14 protein-coding genes are annotated in these 18,121 nt (G+C 25.7%); 12 read left to right on the top strand and 2 right to left on the bottom strand.

Features of this window, described 5'->3' with window-relative positions:
- The 6 genes from grdD to ABDZ71_RS10605 all read left to right on the top strand — a co-directional run.
- A partial coding sequence (grdD, locus tag ABDZ71_RS10630; protein WP_343761503.1) for a glycine/sarcosine/betaine reductase complex component C subunit alpha occupies positions 1-718 on the top strand: 718 nt, incomplete at its 5' end.
- 410 nt (positions 719-1,128) lie between these two features.
- Positions 1,129-2,304 (top strand): class I SAM-dependent methyltransferase, encoded by a 1,176-nt coding sequence (locus tag ABDZ71_RS10625; protein ID WP_343761501.1) that lies wholly within the window; start codon positions 1,129-1,131, stop codon positions 2,302-2,304.
- Between the two features lie 332 nt (positions 2,305-2,636).
- Entirely contained in the window at positions 2,637-3,602 is a 966-nt protein-coding gene (locus ABDZ71_RS10620; RefSeq protein WP_343761499.1) for an ornithine cyclodeaminase family protein, read from the top strand.
- Between the two features lie 103 nt (positions 3,603-3,705).
- Positions 3,706-5,265 carry an L-serine ammonia-lyase, iron-sulfur-dependent, subunit alpha gene (locus tag ABDZ71_RS10615; RefSeq protein WP_343761497.1) on the top strand — a complete coding sequence of 520 codons (1,560 nt, stop codon included), beginning with the start codon at positions 3,706-3,708 and terminating at the stop codon, positions 5,263-5,265.
- Between the two features lie 206 nt (positions 5,266-5,471).
- Positions 5,472-6,173 carry a FadR/GntR family transcriptional regulator gene (locus ABDZ71_RS10610; protein WP_343761495.1) on the top strand — a complete coding sequence of 234 codons (702 nt, stop codon included), beginning with the start codon at positions 5,472-5,474 and terminating at the stop codon, positions 6,171-6,173.
- Positions 6,174-6,408: 235 nt separating this feature from the next.
- Entirely contained in the window at positions 6,409-6,888 is a 480-nt protein-coding gene (locus ABDZ71_RS10605; protein ID WP_343761493.1) for a hypothetical protein, read from the top strand.
- Between the two features lie 67 nt (positions 6,889-6,955).
- Here ABDZ71_RS10605 and ABDZ71_RS10600 read toward each other — a convergent pair whose 3' ends face one another.
- Together ABDZ71_RS10600 and ABDZ71_RS10595 are read right to left on the bottom strand one after the other, a co-directional pair.
- Positions 6,956-8,710: a M4 family metallopeptidase gene (locus ABDZ71_RS10600; RefSeq protein WP_343761492.1), complete on the bottom strand. Its 1,755-nt coding sequence runs from the start codon at positions 8,708-8,710 to the stop codon at positions 6,956-6,958.
- Between the two features lie 465 nt (positions 8,711-9,175).
- On the bottom strand, positions 9,176-10,915 hold the full coding sequence (locus tag ABDZ71_RS10595) for a M4 family metallopeptidase (RefSeq protein WP_343761490.1): 1,740 nt from the start codon (positions 10,913-10,915) through the stop codon (positions 9,176-9,178).
- Between the two features lie 503 nt (positions 10,916-11,418).
- Here ABDZ71_RS10595 and ABDZ71_RS10590 point away from each other — a divergent pair.
- The 6 genes from ABDZ71_RS10590 to ABDZ71_RS10565 all read left to right on the top strand — a co-directional run bounded on the left by ABDZ71_RS10590 (position 11,419) and on the right by ABDZ71_RS10565 (position 17,971).
- Positions 11,419-12,186: a glucosaminidase domain-containing protein gene (locus ABDZ71_RS10590; protein WP_343761488.1), complete on the top strand. Its 768-nt coding sequence runs from the start codon at positions 11,419-11,421 to the stop codon at positions 12,184-12,186.
- A 181-nt stretch (positions 12,187-12,367) separates the two neighbouring features.
- Entirely contained in the window at positions 12,368-13,645 is a 1,278-nt protein-coding gene (locus tag ABDZ71_RS10585) for a hypothetical protein (protein WP_343761485.1), read from the top strand.
- Between the two features lie 187 nt (positions 13,646-13,832).
- Positions 13,833-14,756, top strand: coding sequence for an ABC transporter ATP-binding protein (locus ABDZ71_RS10580; RefSeq protein ID WP_343761484.1), 924 nt, complete (start codon positions 13,833-13,835; stop codon positions 14,754-14,756).
- On the top strand, positions 14,749-15,489 hold the full coding sequence (locus ABDZ71_RS10575) for a hypothetical protein (protein ID WP_343761483.1): 741 nt from the start codon (positions 14,749-14,751) through the stop codon (positions 15,487-15,489). The genes ABDZ71_RS10580 and ABDZ71_RS10575 overlap by 8 nt, the downstream gene beginning before the upstream one ends.
- 5 nt (positions 15,490-15,494) lie before the next feature.
- On the top strand, positions 15,495-16,946 hold the full coding sequence (locus ABDZ71_RS10570) for an ABC transporter permease (RefSeq protein ID WP_343761481.1): 1,452 nt from the start codon (positions 15,495-15,497) through the stop codon (positions 16,944-16,946).
- Between the two features lie 152 nt (positions 16,947-17,098).
- On the top strand, positions 17,099-17,971 hold the full coding sequence (locus ABDZ71_RS10565; protein ID WP_343761479.1) for an ATP-binding cassette domain-containing protein: 873 nt from the start codon (positions 17,099-17,101) through the stop codon (positions 17,969-17,971).
- Positions 17,972-18,121: the final 150 nt, after the last annotated feature.

Raw genomic sequence — 18,121 nt, 5'->3', positions numbered from 1 at the left:
TGGAATAGTAACAGCAAAGGCTATGGGAATAGAAGAGCCTACAGTTGGAATACTTAACTTAGATGGTGCAAGACAAGTTGAAAAAGCTCTTAAAAAATTAGATAGCAATGGTTACAAAATAAAATTTGCAGAATCTTTAAGAGCAGATGGCGGATCTGTAATGAGAGGAAACGATCTTTTAGCTGCAACATGTGATGTTATGGTTACAGATACATTAACAGGTAATCTTTTGATGAAAGTATTTTCTTCATACACAACAGGGGGAAGTTATGAAGGATTTGGTTATGGATACGGACCTGGAATCGGAGAAGATTACGACAGAACTATATTAATACTATCTAGAGCATCAGGAGCACCGGTAGCTGCTAATGCTATAGAATATGCATCAGGTTTAGTAAAAGGAAACCTAAAGAAAGTAGTAAAAGAAGAATTTGAGAAAGCAAATAAATGTGGACTTAAAGAAATATTAGAATCTTTAACTTCTAAAAATGAAAAAAAAGAAGATGAAGAAGAAGTTAAAGAACCACCAAAAGAAATAGCTACAGCAGCTATTATGGGTATAGATGTTATGGACATAGAAGATGCACAAAAAACTCTATGGAAAGAAGGCATCTATGCAGAAAGTGGAATGGGTTGTACAGGACCTGTTGTAAAAGTAAATGAGAAGAAATATGATATTGCAGTAAAAGTGTTAACTAATAGTGATTATATAGCTTAAAGTAATTTGAAAGTGATATTTTTATATTTTGTCTATCGATAGCAAATATTTTATAAAATAAGAAGTTAACTTTGTAAGAAAATAATTTTCTTACAAAGTTAGCTTTATTTAATTATGGTGAAAAAAGCATTTAAATAGAGAATTTATACGAATGATGCAAATTTATTATTTTATTATATTTTATAAAAGATACAGATAAATATTTTGGTGTTAGAAACATTTGACATTTAAATACTAAAATACTAGTATTTAACTATAAACTATAATATGCTGACATATTTTATTAATAATGTTATTTATAAAAATATAAGTGGTTATATAAAAGTTTATTTAAAATAATCACTTGCATTTTATAATACAGTTTTTATATAAAAATAGTTGGTTTTATTATATATCAAGGGGATGAAAGTATGGAAAAATTATTTTTAAAAAAGTTATTGAAAGATTTATCTACAGAAACATTTACAGCTAAGTTTTGGGATGGAACTTTTGAAAAGTTTGGACAAGGAGAGGCTAAATTTAAAATAGTATTTAATAGACCCGTTGATAAAAAAGCTATATTAGAAGATTCAAGTCTAGCTTTTGGAGAAGCCTATATGAATAAGGATATTGAACTTGAAGGTAACATTCAAAAGATTATAGAATCTATATATAAAAATAAAGATAGCTTTTTACATAGTCATAAATTTTTGAATAGACTTTTAAAGCTAAGAGGAACATCTATAAAAAAACAAAAAGAGGATATATCATATCACTATGATTTAGGAAATGATTTTTATAGTTTATGGCTTGATAAAAATATGAATTACTCATGTGCATATTTTAAAGATAAAGATGATTCTTTAGATAAAGCTCAAGATAACAAAATAAAGTATATATTGAAAAAACTTAATTTAAAAGAAGGACAAACTTTATTAGATATAGGTTGTGGTTGGGGAGATCTTATAATAGAAGCATCTGAAAAATATAAAGTTAAATCTTTAGGTATAACTTTAAGCAAAGAACAATACAAAAAAGCTCAAGATAAAATAAAAGCTAAGGGATTAGAAAACTTAGCAGAAGTAAAATTAATGGATTACAGAGAACTTCCTACTAAAAAAATGAAGTTTGATAGAATAGTAAGTGTTGGAATGCTTGAACATGTAGGACATGGTAACATACCTTCTTATATTGACATTGTTGATAAAATTTTAGAAAAGCGAGGAATTATGCTTCTTCATGCTATTACAGGATTATATGAAACAGAAGGAAATAGATGGATTAAAAAATATATATTCCCAGGTGGATATATTCCTACTATAAGAGAAATTGTAGAAACTTTTTCAGAGCATGATATTCATCTAGTAGATCTTGAAAGTCTAAGACTTCATTATTCAAAAACATTAGAATGTTGGGCAGAAAATTTTGAAGACAGTATAGATAAAGTTAAAGAAAAATTTGATGAGAAATTTATAAGAATGTGGAGATTGTATTTGAATTCTTGTGCAGCTTCTTTCCATTATGGTGTAGTTGATGTTCATCAATTTTTAATTACTAAAGATTTAAATAATGAAATTCCTATGACTAGAGAATATTTATATAAATAATAAATAAAACTAGAGTAATATATTTTAAGGAATGAATTTAATTTTACATTTTGAACATATTTAAAACATAAATTATATATATTGTTCTTGTATAGTTATATATATAATATAAAACTTATACAATAAATATAAAAACTTATATAACATATTAGTAAAATAAGTGTTATTGGTATCCTTATGATGTAAGGGCCTCCTTCTAAAAGCTATGATTTTTTCATAGCTTTTATTTTCGTAAAATTAATTTTTTGTTATTTAAAAGGAATTTAGACAATAATATAGAATATTAATATTATAGCTTGGTCTGACCAAGAAAGAAAGGTGGAATGTATAAAATGTTATATTTAGGAGAACAGCATATAAGAGAAAGTATTTCATTAGATGAAGTAATGGATACTATTGAAAAATCTTTTCAGGTATATGAAAGTGGAGATTTTCAAATGCCAGATAGGATGCATGTAGAACGTGAAGAAGGGACTATATTATATATGCCTTCTTTTACTAAAGATGTTTTTGGAACCAAAATAATATCTACTTTTCCAGAAAATATAAAAAAAGGAGTTCCAACTGTTCAAGCTACTATGGTTTTAAATAAAGCTAGTACAGGAGAACCAATTGCTATATTTGATGGAGCTGCTTTAACTGCATATAGAACAGGAGCAGTAGGAGGAGTGGGAGTAAGATATACTACTAGAGAAAATTGTGAAAGTGTAGGACTTATAGGAACAGGAGTTCAAGGATTTCATCAGCTATTATTTGCATGTACTGCTAGAAAAATAAAAAATATATATATTTTTGATAGATCAAAGGAAAGACTTATATCATTTAAAGAAAAATTAGAAAAAAGAATTAAGAATGTTAAAGTAAATATAGTAGATAAAGTTGAAGAACTTGTTTTAAATTCTGAAATAATTATTACAGCTACACCAGCAGAATCACCAGTTCTTCCAGATAATGAAGAAATGTTAAAAGGAAAACATATAATAGCTATAGGTTCTTATAAACTTAAAATGAGAGAACTTCCAAAAGCTTTATATACTTTATTAGATGATGTTTATATTGATACAAAATTTGCAGCAGAAGAGTCAGGAGATATTATAGTTCCAGTTAGAGAAAAATGGATAAAAGAAGATCAAATTAAAATATTTGGAGAACTACTAGGAGCTAAAAAGCCTATAAATGAAAAAGGTGGTACTAGTTTATATAAATCAGTAGGTATGGGATTATTTGACCTTATGGTGGCAGAAGCTATATATAATAAAGCTATTAAGCTTCAAAAAGGACAAAAAATACAAGATTAGTTTGTAAATTAATTTTATATTATAAAAAACAATATTTTTCTTCAATCTAATTATATCAATTATGATATAACTTAAAAATAAAAATAAGAAATGGGGAAGAAATATGATAAAGCAATCAGTTAGTATATTTAATGATGTAATAGGTCCTGTAATGAGAGGTCCATCTAGCTCTCATGTAGCTGCGGCAGCTAGAATAGGTATTTTAGCACGTCAAATGGTTAAAGGGAATTTGAAAAAAGTAATTGTAGAATTTGATCCTAAGGGATCCTTAGCAACTACATATCATGGTCATGGTTCAGATATGGGTCTTGTAGGTGGATTGTTAGGATTTGAAACTCAAGATTCAAGACTTCCAAAATGGGAAAGTATATCAAAAGAAAAAGGTTTAAATATAGAATTTAACATAGTGGATTATAAAGCAGCTCATCCTAATACTTATAAAATGATGCTTATTAGTGATAAAGATGAAAAAGTGAATGTAGTAGCAATTTCGACTGGTGGTGGAATGATTAAATATGAATCTATAGAAAATTTTAATGTATCTATATGTGGAGATTTTTACGAAACATTAGTATTTGTTGAAAATAAAGAGGATGTTAAGAAATTAATAGATTACATAGAGCGTAAAAATATAAAAATAGATTATTTTGAAAAAAGTAAAAATGGAAATAATATTCTCCTTGATATAAAAACTTCATATAAATTAGAAAAAGATATTATAAATAGTATTGAAAAGCAATATAATGTTATAACTATAGAACCGGTTTTACCTATTAAATCAAGAAAAGAGTGTAAAGTTCCATTTAATACCGCAGATTCTATGTTTGAAGTAAGTAAGAAAAGTAATTTGAAATTATGGGAATTGGCTCTATTGTATGAAAGTATTAGAGGAAACATTTCTAAAGAAGAAGTGTATAATAAAATGAAAGAGATTGTGCTTCTTATGAAATCTTCAATAGAAGAAGGTTTAAAGGGAACTAAATATGAGAATAGGATATTAGGTTCTCAATCACATATGATAGAAAAGTCTGAAAAAGAAGGTAAACTTATAAAATCAGATGTTTTAAATAGTATGATTGAATGTATAACTTCTATGATGGAAGTTAAAAGTTCTATGGGAGTAATTGTTGCTGCACCAACTGCTGGATCTTGTGGAGGACTTCCAGGTACAATAATAGGTGCAACAAAAGCTTTGGGCTTAACTATAGATGATGCAACAAAAGCTATGTTAGCTGCAGGAATAGTTGGAGTTTTTATAGCTGAACATGCCACTTTCGCTGCAGAAGTTGGAGGCTGTCAAGTAGAGTGTGGAGCAGGATCTTGTATGGCAGCTGCAGGATTAGTAGAATTAAATGGTGGAACGGTAAAACAAGGTATAGATGCTTCATCTATGGCACTTCAAAATGTAATGGGAATGGTCTGTGATCCAGTAGCAGATAGAGTTGAAGTTCCTTGTCTTGGTAAAAATATTATGGCAGGGTCCAATGCACTTGCCTGTGCTAATATGGCTTTAGCAGGTTTTGATAAAGTAGTTCCTTTAGATGAAACTATAAAAGCTATGTATAGTGTAGGACATATGTTACCATCAGAATTAAGATGTACAGGATGTGGAGGGTTATCTTTAACTGAAACATCTAAAAGAATATATAAAGAAATAAATTAGAAGATATATCTATTAGAGAATTTATCATTAAAGTAAATATTTGGTGATAAATTCTTTATTTTATCTATATTTTGTAGTATACTTTTGAATTGATTTATATATTTAAAATAAAATGAATAGCAACTCCTTTAGACTATTGATATTGAATAATATTTTTTTTAATATAGTATTGTAATATAAATTATAAAAATAAAGGTGAGATAAAAATGGACGATTCATCAAAAACTATGCAGACTAATACACCCTTAAAGATTGCAGAATATATAAAAGATCAGATTGATTCAAATAAACTTAAAGTAGGGGATAAGCTACCTTCTGAAAGAAATCTTGTTAAAGAGCTTAAAGTAAGTAGATCTTCTGTTAGAGAAGCAGTAAAGCACTTAACAACTATGGGATATCTTAAATCCATAGAAAGAAGGGGAACATTTATATCAAAAGATTATTTAGATAACAAATATGTTGATTTTCAACTTAATAAAGTATTACAATGTGCTCCTATATTTGATTTAATGGAAGTTCGTATGCTTTTAGAAGAGAAATTTATAGTTCTTGCTATAAAAAGAATAAGTAGAGAAGATATAGATAACTTGAAAAACATTTTAGAAAAAATAAAATCTTCTAAAGATGATAACGAAGAATTTTTTAAAGAAGATCTTAAGTTTCATTATGCTATAGCAAAAGCTACTTATAATGAAGTTATAACAGAAATTATGAAAGTAATAACAAAAAGAATGGATGATAATAAAGATATATTTAAAAGTTCTAGTTATAAAACAAGGAAAAGAACAATAGAGGATTTTGAAAAAATAATTTATCACTTGGAAAATGGAAACTGTAAAGAAGCAGAAAAGTTATATTATAACCATATTCATTTAGTAGATGATGTATTAAAAGAATTTTTGACATAAGCTATAAGAACCAAGTTAGTATAAAAAAATTATATATCTAATAGTAATTTAATAGTATTAGTATGTAAAATTTATTTTTATTATAAATAAAAAAATGTTTTATCTATACTATATGTATACGATAATATAAGTAGAAATTAAAATTTGGATTTTAGTTATTTCTAAATATAATTTTAATGTTAGTTTATATAGGTTATTATAATAATTAAAAACTAAGGAAAAAGTAGGTGGTAAAATGGAGTATGAAACTTTACCTTTAAAATTTAAAAGAAAACTTAATGGTAGTATAAGTGCAGTAGTTAACAATATGATTGAAAATAAGCTAAGTCTTATGGAAGCTTATAAAAATTGGTATAGGAAAAAAGTATATGAATTAGATAATAGTATTTATTATAATGAATATGGATATAAAAAAGAAATACCAGACGTTAAAAAGGAGTATGAAATGGACAAAGAGCTTTTAAATGATATAAAAAAAATAATTTGTAAAAGATATAAAAGAGCATTAAGAAAGAAAAGAAAAAAAGAAAGTAATAATGCCACAGATAAACAATTAACTTATGCAGAAAAACTATATGAAGATTGCTATAAAAAGAAAGTGAGCTTTAGAGATAAAATTTATACTAAAGAGGAAATAAAGAAAATAACAGAAGATTTAAAAGAAGAATTAGAATATGGAAAAATTATAGAGGTTAATTTTGAAAAGGCTAAATAATATTAACCTTTTCAAAATTAGATTTTATAAATATTAAGTAAATTTACAAGTTAAAAATTATATTCTATTATAATGGTAATTGAGGGGTAGCATGTATACCAACTTCGTCAAATGCTTTTTCAACTATTTTTACATATCTGCTATTTTCACCATAAAGATTTTTTGCAACAGTAACTAAAGAGTTTCTAGTTTCAGCGAAATTTGTTTCTTTTCCCCATAAATCACAGTTTGCCATATAGAATAGTTTTCCCATAACAGATTTACTATCTTTTCTTCCTAGTTGTTCTATTCCGTCTGCAATAAGATAAGCAGCATGGTTTATTATACCTGAATTTGTATGAACTCCACCGTTATCAAACATTTCAAGATCAGGTACATTATAATAATCTTTCATATGTGCTGGTTGATTACCTTTAGAAGGATCTTTCATATCCCTTAAAGCATCTCCATCAATTCCAGGTGTATAGCAATCTTCACCTACTTGGAAGTTTTTACCTTCTACAGCAGTACCCATTATATCTGAAAAAGCTTCATTTAAAGCACCAGATTCATTATGATAGTAAAGATCTGATTCGGAACTAGTAACACCATGACTTAATTCATGAGCTACAACATCTAAAGATCTTGCAAAAGGATAAAATCTTTTTCCATCTCCATCACCGAAGAACATTGCTTTATGTTCAGGTTCCCAAAAGGCATTATTATATTTTGTTCCTACATGAACAAAGCCTTCTACATTTAGTCCATTATCATCGATACTATCTCTTTTTAATACATTTTTGTAATAATCGTAAGTTTTAGATAAGTTTACATAAGCATCAATAGCATTAACTTGTTTTTCATCTGTGAAATTACTATCTTTATCAGATACAAGGGTAGAGTCTTTAAGAACCTCTTCTTTAGTAACACCATTTTCAGAGTCTATTTCATCTGCACCTCTTTTATGGTTTATATCATATAAGAATATGTTTTTATTACTATTTTTTAAATAATATTTACCGTCCTTATAAGTTAAATCAATATCAACTACTCCATCTAAACTTGTTTTTCCTTTACCTTTTACAGTTTTACCTTGGATATCTATGACGTTATTTGAAGTAGAATCTTTTTTATTAGATTGGGCTTCTTTAATATTAACAGGTTTTTTCTTACCTTTTTCATTAACTAAAGTAGGAGTATTATTAAATTTATTTACTATTGAACCTGTTTCAGCATTTACAAATACTATCCAATTACCATCTTTAGCATTTAAATTTACTAGATAAACTACATAAGGTTTTCCTTTGAAACTATATAAATATAGGTCAGCTTTTTTAGAAGTTGCTTTATTGTCTTTTATATTACTTTTAGCTTTTTCTATAGCTGCATTTTTTGATAGTTTAATTTTATTTTTAAAGTTTCCAGTTTCAAAAGTATCATCAACTCTACCATTTATTGAACTCATGGTGCAGTCTTTTTTAGTTGTGAATACCATATTGCCATAATAAACAGGTATGCCCTCTACTTCATAAGTCATATGGTAATTAGTATTACCTTTTTCATCTTTTGAAGTTTTAGTATTTTTTAGAGAACCTTTTTTTAACCCGAAATTAGAGATGTTTTCTTTGAAAAATTTATTTATTTCCTTAGAATTGTTGAATTTTTTCTTTGCTATACCTGTAGTAGATTTTTCAGTATTTTGTTTGCTTTTTTCCCATAGTATTGTGGTAGTTTTAGGTTCTTTCTTACTTTCTTTTCCTATAGGTGCAGCAGAAACAGCGGAAACTGTAGATAAAGTGATTACAGTACTTAAAACTGTAGCTAATAATTTTTTACTTTTCATAAATATAATGCCCCCTCTTATAAAATGTGATAAATGTAAAAATTTATAATGTAAATTATACTAACTGTATATAAAAAGAACAACTTTAAAAATTAACCATTTATTGATGTAATATTTAAATTTAATTTAAAATTTTAACGAATGCTCTATTTTTGGAAAAATTGCTTAAATTTTTAATATTTTATATATTTTGATTATAGATATTATTATAATAGAGTATAATGATATAGATACACCTAGGGTTAAATGATAAAAGGTAGAGTAGTTAAAAGAAAGTAATATACTTAGATATCTTTATTTTAATATGAATTGATTTATTAAAAATAAAATGATATTATACAAGAATTATAAATTATGATAATGTTATGTATTAAAATTAATTTCGAAAAGGTTAAAAATAATTAACCTTTTCGAAATTACAAATTAATATATCATATAAACATGGAATTTAAGATATATTTGTTACTATAGTGGTAATTGAGGTGTAGCGTGAATTCCAACTTCATCAAAAGCATTTTCAACGATTTTTACATAGTTACTATTTTCTCCATAAAGATCTTTAGTAACTTTAATTAAATCATTTCTACATTTAGAGAAGTTTGTAGTTTCATCCCAAAGCTTACAGTTAGCTTTATAAAATAATTTTGCCATAACATCTTTACTGTTTTTTTCACCAGTTTTTTCTATTCCATCTGCGATTAGGTAAGCAGCATGGTTTATTATTCCACAGTTTTTATGAACTCCGCCCCAATCTCCTGCTTGAGTGTTTGGAGAATGTTGATAATCCTTCATATGAGCTGGTTGATTTCCCCTAGATGGATCTTTCATATCTCTCATTGTATCTCCTTGGATTTTTGGAGTGTAACAATCTTCACCAATTTGGAAATCTTCACCTTCAATAGCTGCTCCCATAATATCTGAGAATGCTTCATTTAAAGCACCAGATTCATTTTCATAAGCAAGTTTAGATTCTTTGCTAGTTACACCATGGCTTAATTCATGTCCTACAACATCTAAAGATTTTGATAGAGGTGAGAAAATTTCGCCATCACCATCACCAAAGAACATTGATCCAAGATCATCTCTCCAAAATGCATTGTTGTAATTTTCACCAGCGTGAACAAATCCTTCTACATTCATATCTTTATTGTCAATACTGTGTCTATTTAATTTATCTTTATAGTAATCATAAGTTTTAGATAAATTAACATATCCATCTACAGCAGTTGTTTGCTCTTTATTTGTAAATCTGTTATCTGTATCTTCTACAAGATTTGAAGCTCCTAAAATATATGATTTAGGGAAGTTATATAAACATAACCAGCTATTATTTATATCATATAAATAAACATTTTTTTCGCTATCTTTTAAATAATATTTTCCATCTTTATAAGTGAGGTTAATAGGCACGGTACCATTTAAGCTAGTTTTACCAGTTCCTATTCTTTTTTCGCCTTCAACATTTATTACATTCTTAGGATTATTAGCTTTTTTAGCGCTGTCTTTAATTTCTTTAGCACTAGGTTTTTCTGCGTCTTTTTCATGAATTAAAGTAGGTGTGTTGTTAAATTTATTTATTATAGAACCGTTTTCAGCATTAACAAAAATTTTCCAATTTCCACTATCTGTAACTAAATCCACTAGATAAGCTACATAAGGTTTTCCGTCAAAATTATATAAATATAAATCTGCTTTTGATTTGGACAAATCTTCAATTTTTATACTACCTTTAGCTTTTTCTATAGCAGCATCTTTTGATAGTTTAATTTTATTTTTAAAGTTTCCATTTTCGAAAGCAGTATCAATTCTACCATTAATAGAATCCATAGAAGAATCACTTTCAGTTGTAAATACCATTCTTCCATAATATACAGGAATACCTTCTACTTGATATATCATGTGATAATGAGTTTTACCTTTTTCATCTTTTAGGGTTTTAGTATTTTTTAAAGAACCTTTTTTTAGACCAAATTTAGAAATATTTTGTTGAAAGAATTTATTTATTTCTGTAGAGTTGTTGAATTTTTTTCTACTTATACCAGTAGTGGATTTTTTAGTATCTTGTTTGCTTTTCTCCCAAAGGATTGTTGTAGTTTTTGGTTCATTTTTACTTTGTTTTCCCACAGGTGCAGCAGAAACTGCAGAAGCTGCTGATAAGGTTATTACAGCACTTAGGACTGTAGCTAATAATTTTTTGCTTTTCATAAATAATTTAACCTCCAATATAATTTGTAATTAATAGGAAATTTTACAATTTAAATTATACCAATTGTCTTACAAAACAACAATTTCAAAAATTAACCATTTATTAATATTAAGTTTAAAAATGATTTAAAATACTAATAAATTCTTCAATTTTGAAAAAATTCCTTCAATTTTGAAAAATCGTTTTTAAAATTCAAAAGAAAACATTTACAAAAAATATTTTATGAATAGATTAATTTAATATAGAATTAATCATATATGCTTTTTTAATTTAAAATATAAAATATTTTAATGAATTTTTTATTACATAAAATTATATGGAACAATAATATTAAAAAAGCATATGTTAGTAATGGAGCTTTAATTACTAGGATTTAAGTATTTATTTGAATTTAAGAAAAATAATTAAGTATTTTAATTATTTTTAATATATAAGTTTATATACAATAAAAATCAAATTACAATTTTTATGATTATGATAAATTTGAAAGATAGGTGATTTTATGACTAGTATAGTTGGAAAGTCTAAATTGACTTCAAATCAAATGGCAGAGTATGTAATTAGAAATAAAAAAAATCCTAAATTAAATATATCAATTAAAGAACTTGCAGAAATTTTTATAGAAGAAGGAGAAATAGAAGGGGTTAGAGGAGATATAGCTTTTTGTCAAGCTATAAAAGAAACAGGTTTTTTTGAATATGGAGGTCAAGTTCTTCCAGAGCAAAATAATTATGCAGGAATAGGGGCTTTAAACAATCAAGCTAGAGGGAAAGGCGCTTGGTTTAAATCAGAGCGAGAAGGTGTTAGAGCACAAATTCAACATTTAAAAGGATATGCTACTGTTCAGTCACTAAAAAAAGATATTGTAGATCCAAGATATTCTATACTAAAAAGTGCAGGACTTTTAGGGACAGCTCCTAATTTTGAAGATTTAAATGGAAAATGGGCAGTACCAGGAGATGGGTATGGAGAAAGTATTTTAAGTATATATGATAAAATAAAAAACATTATAATAGATAATGGAGATAAAAGTTATAATATAAAAGCATTAATTTTATACAATAATGATGTAGATAAAAGAGCAGCCGAATATTTAAGTGATTATATAAAGGCGCCAATAATTCCTCTTAGAACTTATTTTGACTATGATAGTGTAGAAAATTTATATGGTATTGGAAAAGGAGAATTTCCTTCTAAATGTAAAATTATAAATGGAGAAGATAGATATGATACTATAATAGAAGTATTGAAGTTTATAGGGAAAATATAATTGAAAAGGATTAATGAGTCTACTTAGAAATTTTTAGGTAGGCTTAAAATTTTGTAGTAATTTGTATTGATAATTTCACCTGTATGTAATTATTTTGTAATACATGGAGTTAATAACCATATTATAATTTATTTGAAATCATATTCAGTATTAATTATTTTATTTAAAGGAGAGAAATATTATGGGTGAAAGCATAAAAAGAAAAAAGAATTTAATATCTATTATACTTGTTTTAGGAATTATATTTTCAATACTAGGAGTAACAAAATATAATAAAGTTAAGGCTTATAACAGATTAATATCAGAAGGAAATAAATATTTACAAAGTGAAAATTACGATAAGGCTATAAAACTTTTTACTGAATCATTAAACTATAAAAATGATTCTAATGTAGAGGATATATTAATAAATGCTAAGAAGTTAAAAAATGATAAGAAATTTTTTGATCAAGGAGTAGATTTTTCTAAAGAAAAAAAATATGGAATGGCATTATATAAATTTCATAATTTAAAAATTAATAGTAAGTATTATTTAAAAGCAAAAGAATATATAAAAACATGTAAAAAAGAATTATTAAAACTTGCAGATTCAGCCTTTAAAAATAACCAAAATAATACTGCAACTAAGTATTTAGATATAATATTAACTTTTGATTCTAATGATAAAGATGCTAAAAAGTTGAAAAATTTAGTGATAAATAAAATAAAAGAAGAAAATGAAGCTAAATTTAGAAAAGAAAAAGAAGAAAAGAAAAATTTAGTAGAGAATAAAAAAGAAGAAGAAAAAACTAAAAATATTGCTAATAATTCAAATAAAGCCAATAAAAGTACTAATAAAAATATAAATAAAATATCTAAAGATAAAGCTCAAAAGTTAGTAGAATCTATTAAAGATAAGGAAATAAACTTGGTGTATTTAGGTATAGAGACAGTGCCTTATGATAATATAACAAAGTCAAAATATCCTTATAAAACATTTCCTAAAGAAATATTTAATAAAGAAGTGTATGTTTTTGAAGGACTTTATGGAGAAGATAATTCAAAATATGCTATATGTCAATACTATGTAGATTTTTCAGGTCATGTATATAAAGATACTTATCCTTCTAATCTTCAATGTGTTAAAGCTAAAAAAGCTACTGATGAAGCTAAAGATGATAAAATTTCAAAAAAACAAGCAGAAGACTTAGCAAGGGAAGTTTCAAAAAAGGATAGTGAAATAAGTAAAATTAACTATCAAGGTATATCAAAGGTTCCCTTTGATAATATAGATAAGAGTAAATCACCTTATAGAATTTTTCCAAAGGAAATAATGAATAAAGAGGTATATGTATTTGAAGGGATAAATGGAAATAGTGAAGATAATTATGTTACTGCATGTATGTATTATATAGATTTAGGAGGTAATGTATATAAAGATACCTTGCCATCTAATGGAGAATGTATAAGAATTAAATAAAATAGATGTAAATTTAAAATCCTACTTATAAATTTTTAAGTGGGATTTTTCCTTTGTAAGTATACTAGAGCTTTTTTATTATTTAAGAAATTATAAATTTTTTTTAAAAACAAAAAACTTTCTTTAAATCTTTTTACGTATTAATAAGTGAAAATACAATAAAAAAGAATTTGAGGAGAGGTTAGTTATGAAATCAATAATTTCTTTTGAAAATGTATCAAAAGTTTTTAATAAGGATTTTTATGCATTAAAAAACGTTACTTTTGAAATAGGAGAAGGAATGTTTGGTCTTATAGGACCAAATGGAGCAGGCAAATCTACTTTAATGAAAAGCTTAGTTACACTTATTAATCCTGATAAAGGGAAAATTATTGTAGATGGATATGATATTAAGAAGGATTCTCTTAAAGTTAGAAATGTAGTAGGATATTTACCACAAGAATTTTCTATATACCCTAATTTAACTTCCAAAGAATTTTTAAATTATATAGGTCAAATTAATAAAATAGGAAATAGACAAAATAGAAAAAATAAAATAGAGAAAGTATTAAAGCAAGTAAATTTGTGGGAAATGAGAAATAAAAAAGTTGGTGGATTTTCCGGTGGTATGAAAAGGAGATTAGGAATTGCAGCGGCAATACTTAAAAACCCTAAAATATTAATTGTTGATGAGCCAACAGCAGGATTAGATCCAGAGGAAAGAATTAGATTTAGGATGCTTCTTGTAGAACTTAGTAAAGAAAAATGTGTAATACTTTCAACTCATATAGTTGAAGATATATCAAGTTCATGTGAAAAAATTGGATTTTTAAATAAAGGTGAAATACAGTATATTGGATCACCTATGGAATTTATATTAAAGGCAGAAGGAAAGGTTAGAGAATTTAATGTGGAAAATGAAGATGAAATGCTAGATTTAAAACAAAAATATCAGCTTATTGGTATAAGAAGAACCCAAGCTGGAACTATTGTAAGGGTAGTTGCAAATAATTTCTTGAAATTTGATAAAGGAGTAGATGTTGAGCCGAATTTAGAAGATGCTTATATGTATTTTATGAAATATGGAAAAGGAAATAAAGGAGGTTTTAAGGAGGGAAAAGTATATGCTTAAAAATATTTTAGTTATATCAAAAAATGAGTTTAAAAGCATATTAAAAAGCTGGATAAACATTATAAGTATCATATGTTTAATAATTGTTCCTATAGGAATGGATAGCCCCTTAAAAGATGGATCCCCCTGGATAGTTTCATCTGCTGCATATGTTTATAATCATGGACTAGTTTCCATTGCTATGATGTTTTTACCTTTAGTAGTGTGTACTGTGTATTATAAAGACCAAATAACTAAAATGCCACAAATTATATTTTCTCAGCCTGTTACACCAAAAGTATATGCTTTAGGTAAGTTTTTAGGAGTATATTTATATTCTTTATTTATAGGAGTTATTGGGAATATAGTTAATCTTTTTATTCCATTATATTTTAAGAGACCATTATATACACCAATAGTTTTTTTAAAAGCTTTCTTCATATATTCTGTGCCGTCATTACTTTTTATAGTTGCTCTTTGCTATTTTATAGATGTATTTTTAAATAAGAAAGTTTTTACTATATTTATACCATTCATGTTTTTTTTAGGTACAGATCATTTTTTTTCAAATAGTAGTGTTTCTTTAAGATTTAGAAGTGAAATATTAGGAACGCTCTGTTCTGGAAAAGCTTTAATACCTGATATTAGGCAGTATCTATTAATAAATAGAGAGTTATTAATAGCTTTTAGTTTAGTTTTAGTTTTTCTATCAGTTTTAAAATTTTCTCCTAAACAATTAACAAATAAGAGGTGATTATTGTGCTAATTAAATATCATATTAAACAACAATCAAAATTAATACTAGGAATTATAGCTGCGTTTTTAGTATTAAATGTGTATACCATATTGAGTAAAGATGAAATTACATGGAGTAGTACAGTTATAATATTAACATTACTTCCAACATTTTTTACAGCTCATTCTTTTTCAAAAGAGTTAGAGGAAAAAACAGAGTTTTTAATTTTCACTTCTAAAACTCCTAAATATAAATTATTAATACAAAAGTATATATCTGGATGGATAATAAGTGAAATACTAATATTTATAACTTATATTATGGCTTTTGGGGTAGGACTTGAAAATTCTATGATAGATTTATTAGCTGTAGTTATATATTCTACATTTTTAAGTTTAGTAGGACTTTTCTGTTCAAATATATTTAAAAAGACTTTAATAGGATATGGTGTTCCACTACTTTTAGTAGTTAGTGGTATGCTTGGATTATTAAAAAAGTATCCTAATATATCTTTAGTTATTAATTTACAACTTGAATCTATAGTAGTATGGTCTAACTTAATCATTATTACATTATTTTGCATTTTATTTATAATAATTAACTTATGGTTAGTAAGTAAGGGAGAGAATTTTAGAAAAAAACTAACTGTAATAGGGATAATAGTGGTTTTTGTAACTGCAAGTGCTTCTAATTACGTATATGCCTCTAATTTAAAGAAGCAAGAATTTTGGAAAAATGATACAATTAAAACCATAAAGTATGGAAACAGTACATTAGTATATAAACAATTTAAAGATGAATATGCAAATAAACTATCTAGAATTTGTGATGTTACAGTTAATAAAATTAATGATTTATTTGAAAAAAATAAATATAGTACAAATAAATTTTATGTATGGTATAATTCTGAAAATATTAGAAGAAAAGATTTAGATGGATATGATGTATCTTTTAGATCTTTAATAGAATTTAATTCTGGATATTCATCAGAAATAAATTGGCCTGAAAAGGTAAATGATGAAATACTAAATCATATGATTAATTTTAAAGATAAAAGTATTAAAAAGTATTGGATACAATATATCTTTACTGCATATATTCAGCCAGAATTAAAGGATAAAATAGGTGAAAATATTTGGATTCATCCTTATGATTATAATAATAAATGGCTTATTGATGAAATGAAAGAAATTAATAAAAAGAAAAAATTTAACTATTGGGATAATACTATTGCTGCTGCAAATATATTGTATGAATTTGATAAATATAATCACGAAAAAACTTTTCATATGCTTAAAGAACTTTCTTATAGTAAAGTGTCTTTAGATAATAAAAATATAGAAAAGGTTTGCAAAAAGTATTTTCCAAAGGAAAAAGTAGATAAAGTATTTACTCTTTACTACAAAGCTAAGAAAGCGCACGAAGGATATTCAACAAATAAGAGAGTAAGAGCAGATGAAAAACAAGATAATTAGTTAGTATTTTGATTTAGAATTAAATAAATTTTTAAAGGTTACCATAGGTAAAAATACAAATTATAGAGGAATTTAATTGATAAATTCATAATTAAAGGGTTTATGAAAAATAGATTCATTAATTTGAGAATTACAATATAAAGGAGCTAATGATGCTTGAATTAAATATAAAAAATTTAAATAAAAATTATAAGAATACTTCTATATTAAAAAATTTTTCCATTAAAATAGGATGTGGTATTACAGCTCTATTAGCTCCTAATGGAGCTGGTAAAACTACACTTTTAAAGATAATTTCAACATCTAGTGATCCTAGTGGAGGAGATATATATTTAAAAGATGAAAGTATATTTAATATGGGAAAAAAATATAGGAGTATGATAGGATACCTTCCACAAAAATTTGGAGTATATCCTAATTTTACAGCGGAAAAGTTTTTGAAATACTTTGGTACTTTAAAAGGAATACCAAAAGCCCAGCTTGAAAATAGGATAGATTATCTTTTGGAAAAAGTATCACTTTTAGACTTTAAAAAGAAAAAGCTTAAAACATTTTCTGGAGGAATGATAAGAAGAATAGGAATTGCACAAGCCTTATTAAATAATCCTAAAATATTGATTCTAGATGAACCAACAGTAGGACTAGATCCAGATGAAAGAATAAAATTTAGAAACTTTTTAGTAGAGTTAAATGAAGACAAAGATAAAATTATAATTTTATCTACACATATAGTTTCAGATATAGAGGAAATGGCAGATAAGATATTATTTATGAAAAATGGCAAATTACTTAATTATACTACTACTTGTGATGCTATTTTAAATGTTTCCTCAAAAATATATGAGGTTTTAGTACCTAAAAGTGAATGCAGTAAAATAAAAGATAAGTATTTTGTTACTAAGTGTATAAATAAAAAAGATGGTATGTTTCTTAGAATAATAGGAGACAATCCTTATGATACAGCAGTAGAAGTAGAACCAAACTTAGAAGATGTATATGTATATTATTATAATATGGTGTATTAACTATTTTAATTTATACTTATTATGTAAATGTTATGTTTAATTATATATTTTATAAGATATTATAGTTTTAAAGTTTAATTTATTATATTGTAAAGGAAAATATTTTAGTATATTATAATTTCTTCTATATGTTAAAAATGCAAATATAAT

Origin of the sequence: Clostridium oceanicum (assembly GCF_039521385.1) — a bacterium.
GTDB lineage: Bacteria > Bacillota > Clostridia > Clostridiales > Clostridiaceae > Clostridium_F > Clostridium_F oceanicum.
This window is presented reverse-complemented; position numbering and strand designations above follow the sequence as displayed.

What these genes read in the sequence shown, in the direction of transcription:
- ABDZ71_RS10615 (WP_343761497.1), top strand. Translation starts at nt 3,706, where the DNA reads ATGATAAAGCAATCAGTTAGTATATTTAATGATGTAATAGGTCCTGTA.
- ABDZ71_RS10565 (WP_343761479.1), top strand. Translation starts at nt 17,099, where the DNA reads ATGCTTGAATTAAATATAAAAAATTTAAATAAAAATTATAAGAATACT.
- ABDZ71_RS10585 (WP_343761485.1), top strand. Translation starts at nt 12,368, where the DNA reads ATGGGTGAAAGCATAAAAAGAAAAAAGAATTTAATATCTATTATACTT.
- ABDZ71_RS10600 (WP_343761492.1), bottom strand. Translation starts at nt 8,710, where the DNA reads ATGAAAAGTAAAAAATTATTAGCTACAGTTTTAAGTACTGTAATCACT.
- ABDZ71_RS10605 (WP_343761493.1), top strand. Translation starts at nt 6,409, where the DNA reads ATGGAGTATGAAACTTTACCTTTAAAATTTAAAAGAAAACTTAATGGT.
- ABDZ71_RS10625 (WP_343761501.1), top strand. Translation starts at nt 1,129, where the DNA reads ATGGAAAAATTATTTTTAAAAAAGTTATTGAAAGATTTATCTACAGAA.
- ABDZ71_RS10590 (WP_343761488.1), top strand. Translation starts at nt 11,419, where the DNA reads ATGACTAGTATAGTTGGAAAGTCTAAATTGACTTCAAATCAAATGGCA.
- ABDZ71_RS10595 (WP_343761490.1), bottom strand. Translation starts at nt 10,915, where the DNA reads ATGAAAAGCAAAAAATTATTAGCTACAGTCCTAAGTGCTGTAATAACC.
- ABDZ71_RS10610 (WP_343761495.1), top strand. Translation starts at nt 5,472, where the DNA reads ATGGACGATTCATCAAAAACTATGCAGACTAATACACCCTTAAAGATT.
- ABDZ71_RS10620 (WP_343761499.1), top strand. Translation starts at nt 2,637, where the DNA reads ATGTTATATTTAGGAGAACAGCATATAAGAGAAAGTATTTCATTAGAT.
- ABDZ71_RS10575 (WP_343761483.1), top strand. Translation starts at nt 14,749, where the DNA reads ATGCTTAAAAATATTTTAGTTATATCAAAAAATGAGTTTAAAAGCATA.
- ABDZ71_RS10580 (WP_343761484.1), top strand. Translation starts at nt 13,833, where the DNA reads ATGAAATCAATAATTTCTTTTGAAAATGTATCAAAAGTTTTTAATAAG.